Genomic DNA, 4,323 nt, shown 5'->3' with positions numbered 1-4,323 from the left:
GTTAATATATGGATAAAGCAGAAAGTGTCCCCAGTCTCATTTATTCAATAAAATGTTTTATTTGTATTATAAGATTACGTAAGATTTTTATGTTCTCGCAAACATCCAAATATAAATCACTTAATAACAGGAGTTCGCGGACTTTGATTTCACTTACAAGCGCTGCCTTTGTAATATAATAATGGGTTTAATATGAAACAAACGATTCTAAAAAGCTTACTTGCCTCTTCTGTCCTACTAGCGGTGGGTTGTACAAGCACAACACCAACGGTTGAGTTTCCGAACAACAAAGAAACGGGTGAAGCTCTACTGATGCCAGTTGCAGCTACTGCAAGCAGCCACGATGGTAACGGCCCAGATTTTCTTCTTGACCAAGATCTTACAACGCGTTGGTCTTCAGCGGGTGACGGCGAGTGGGCAATGCTAGACTACGGCTCTGTACAAGAGTTTGACGCAGTTCAGGCCGCTTTCAGTAAAGGTAATGAGCGTCAGTCTATGTTTGATGTTCAAGTGAGTGTTGACGGTGAAAACTGGACAACAGTACTGAAAGATCAACTAAGCTCAGGCCAAGCGCTTGGTTTAGAACGTTTCCAGTTTGAGCCAGCAGTACAAGCGCGCTACGTGAGATACGTGGGTCACGGTAACACTAAAAACGGTTGGAACAGCTTGACTGAGTTGGCGGCGGTTAACTGTAATGTTAACGCTTGTCCAACAAGCCATATCATCACGCCAGCAGTGGTTGCCGCTGAGCAAACAATGATCGCTGAAATGAAAGCAGCAGAAAAAGCCGCTAAAGAAGCGCGCAAAGATTTGCGTACCGGTAACTTTGGTGCACCAGCGGTTTACCCTTGTGATACAACCGTAGAGTGCCAAACACGTACTGCGATGCCAGCACCGACTAACCTACCTGAAACACCGCTTGCAGGTAATGCACCAAGCGAAAACTTTGACTTGACTCACTGGTACCTATCTCAACCATTCGATCATGACAAAAATGGCAAGCCAGATGACGTTTCTGAGTGGAACCTTGCAAACGGTTACCAGCACCCAGAGATCTTCTACACTGCTGATGATGGCGGCATGGTATTCAAATCTTACGTAAAAGGTGTGCGTACGTCTGCAAACACTAAGTATGCTCGTACTGAGCTACGTGAAATGATGCGTCGTGGTGACCAGTCGATCAAAACCCAAGGTGTTAACAAGAACAACTGGGTATTCTCAACGGCACCAGAAGCTGACCTAAAAGCGGCGGCTGGCATTGATGGCGTAATGGAAGCAACATTGAAGATTGACCATGCAACCACAACGGGTAACGCGAATGAAGTAGGTCGCTTTATCATTGGTCAAATTCACGACAAAGACGATGAGCCAATTCGTTTGTACTACCGTAAATTGCCAAACCAAGCGACTGGTGCGGTTTACTTTGCACACGAAGGTCAAAACGGTACTAAAGAGAACTTCTACCCACTTGTTGGTGGCATGACAGCAGAAGTGGGTGAGGATGGTATCGCACTTGGTGAGGTATTCAGCTACCGCATCGAAGTGAAAGGCCACGATCTGATCGTAACGCTAATGCGTGAAGGTCATGACGACGTACAACAAGTGGTTGATATGAGTAACAGCGGTTACGATGTTGGCGGCAAGTACATGTACTTCAAAGCGGGTGTTTACAACCAAAACATCAGCGGCGACCTAGACGATTACTCACAAGCGACTTTCTACCAGCTAGATGTATCGCACGATCAATACCAAAAGTAATCTAACCGAATAACACTTAATATTAAAGCTATCGCAATAGCCTCCAGCCTTAGGGTTTGGAGGCTTTTTTGTGCCTGCTGTTTAGGTAGAGGAAATATTAGGCCGTTAAATAGATCAAGTAGAGGGCTAGTGGTTGGCCTTGGTGCTCAGTTCTAAATTTGCCTCCCTATCCTTTGCTCAATCTTCAATACAGCTTCCCATTCGCCTCACGTGCCTATCTTAGTAAATAGCGGTTACATGCAATGATACTGGGAACGATAAGCTTAGGTCGCTCGTACGAGCTTGTATTTACACATGAAGTATTCTCAACCACTCATGGCTAGGTGTTTAAGGTTGGTTTTTAGAACGTGATTAATCCTAACCCTATGTAAACAGGTTAGTTTTCTTGGTTTCGATGTAGGGAGGAGTTTGCAGTTGCAACAGGATTATACAGAGCCATTTCTAACCTTGGTTAAAAGTGACATGTACCAAAGCAACATAAATACTTGATGACATTGAGAAGTCAACGCGGCGATTGATGAGCTTTCGAGGTTTGAATTTGTCATGAATTGGCAAGTCTCTTAAAGGAGAGTGTCAGTGGGCTATTTGCGAGTTAGTTTTGCCAAATGAATGATTTAGTGAAGTTGAATGGAAATAAAAATGCCGTCACTAAGACGGCATTTTTGACAGAGTTTTAAGTTAACTAAACTGACTACTCAGCATTCAGAGGATCTTCAGCAACAACTGCAGAGAATGTACTTGAGTTGTATGGCGATGCACTTAAATCTGCGCCAATACTGTAGTTCTCGTAGTCATCAGAAAAAATTTCAGTCGTGCCTGCTGTATCGGAATAAACCTTGTAGTCGTCGACGTATAAAGTCGTATCCGCTGTTCCACTGTTTGATGAGAACTTAATGGTTGTCGCAGTGACTTCCACACCTGGATTAGTGTTTTGTGATGTATAAGGACCATACTCTGTACCATTGACTTTCACGGTGTAAGTACCAGCAGCGCTCAAGCTTGATGTGTCCCAAGACATCTCTAGGTCAATCCATGTACCTGGAGTGAATGTCGTGACTTGAGTGCTTTCACCACGGAGTGTGATCTTCCCTTCATCAATTTTGAATTCTCCGATTAATGAACTGGTAGAGTTAGCTGAATCAAATAAAGAAACATATGCAGACTCAGTTTCAGCAGCATCATAGTACATCGAAACTTTATGTGTACCCGTCGTCATGCCTGAATCAAACTTGTAACGCAACTCTCCGGTGTCACTTGTATCTTGGTCGGTAATTGCGGCCACTTGGTTGTCGGTAGGCTCAGATGGATCTGGATCGACAGGAGTCTCTCCAGTCAAACTAATAACCTTAGCTTCAGAAGTGCTACTGTTATACGGGTTGTTGTTTAAGTCATATCCAACGGAGTAGTCATTGAAAGTGTCTTTGAACTCTTCAACATACTCTCCAGTAGACTCATTAAGTGAGTATACTTTTAGGTTGTCGGCAATCAGTTCATATGGCGTTACGCCACTGTTTGTACCTAGACGAAGGGCAATAACTTGAACTTCACCTGAACTATTTGATGAGACCGCTCCAGTATAGGTTTCACCATTGATGGTAAAGGTATGTGACGTTGGCGTCCAAACCACCTCGACAGTTGCATCAAACGTGTTGTTTGCATCAAAGGTACCGCCAGTCGCAGTTAGTGAACCAGAAGCGTCGCGGAATTGAATAATACCGTCACCAATCGCTATTTCACCGTGATGATAAGCGTTGCTTACTTTATCGTTCTCATCATTGGTTGAATAAAGCGAAATATAAGAGTTGTTCTGACCTTCATCAATTTGAGTGCTATCTGGATTAAGTTGGTAGGTTAGATCAACAGTTAACTTACCTGAAGAAATCGTTTTGCCGACCGTAGAGCTCGTGTTTAAGATCTTCAGTCTCAACTCACCAGTATCATCGGTTAACGTATCTAAAATTTGAGCGGCATTATTAACCCCTGAAGCTTCATCTGCTGTGTCTGCAGAACTCGTAACTTCAGTATTTTCGCTGTGGTCGGTACCTGAAATAGGAATGTTGCCGCCAATACTAAGCCCACCGTCAGCTGCGGAGTAATCACCATCTACGGATATTGTGCTTACTGAACCATCATTATTGAATAGCGTGAACGCAACTTGACCTGAAGTATCATCTTCAATTGTCTCTTCATAAGTGGTTTCAAATCGTTCGTATTCACCGAGTGTGGTGTCAGCTGAATTGTCAGTGTAGTAATAAAGTGTCTCACCATCTGCTGAGAAGCGATATACGTTGGGTAAATCAGTACTACTCGATGATGAATAGGCTGCTGAGAATGCTGAAGTATCAGAAAATTCCCAATAACCATTTAATAATGCTGAGGTAGGTGTTGCAGGATCGGTAGAACCATCCGTCGGAATAGGTAAACCATCACTGTTACAACCAAATAATAAACCTGTCGAAAGGGCGACAGCTGTAGCGACTTTAGAAATTTGCATAAAATATTCTCTTTATGATATTAAATCCATATGTAAATCACATAAGAAATAGATAATGAATAGTCGTTAAA

At 43.1% G+C, this 4,323-nt stretch carries 2 protein-coding genes; one reads left to right on the top strand and one right to left on the bottom strand.

Translation table 11 applies throughout. The features are described 5' to 3' along the window. The first annotated feature begins 192 nt into the window (after positions 1 to 192). Entirely contained in the window at positions 193 to 1,758 is a 1,566-nt protein-coding gene (locus AB4517_RS22070) for a polysaccharide lyase family 7 protein (protein ID WP_017061473.1), read from the top strand. A 691-nt stretch (positions 1,759 to 2,449) separates the two neighbouring features. Here the strand turns inward: AB4517_RS22070 and AB4517_RS22065 are convergent. Continuing rightward, positions 2,450 to 4,252 carry a hypothetical protein gene (locus AB4517_RS22065; protein ID WP_372057134.1) on the bottom strand — a complete coding sequence of 601 codons (1,803 nt, stop codon included), beginning with the start codon at positions 4,250 to 4,252 and terminating at the stop codon, positions 2,450 to 2,452. Between the last annotated feature and the right edge of the window lie 71 nt (positions 4,253 to 4,323).

The sequence above is a fragment of the Vibrio sp. 10N.222.52.C3 genome, from assembly GCF_041474195.1.
Lineage (GTDB): Bacteria > Pseudomonadota > Gammaproteobacteria > Enterobacterales > Vibrionaceae > Vibrio > Vibrio crassostreae_C.
This window is presented reverse-complemented; position numbering and strand designations above follow the sequence as displayed.

Coding starts and splice junctions, on each gene's coding strand:
- AB4517_RS22070 (WP_017061473.1), top strand. CDS start 193: ATGAAACAAACGATTCTAAAAAGCTTACTTGCCTCTTCTGTCCTACTA.
- AB4517_RS22065 (WP_372057134.1), bottom strand. CDS start 4,252: ATGCAAATTTCTAAAGTCGCTACAGCTGTCGCCCTTTCGACAGGTTTA.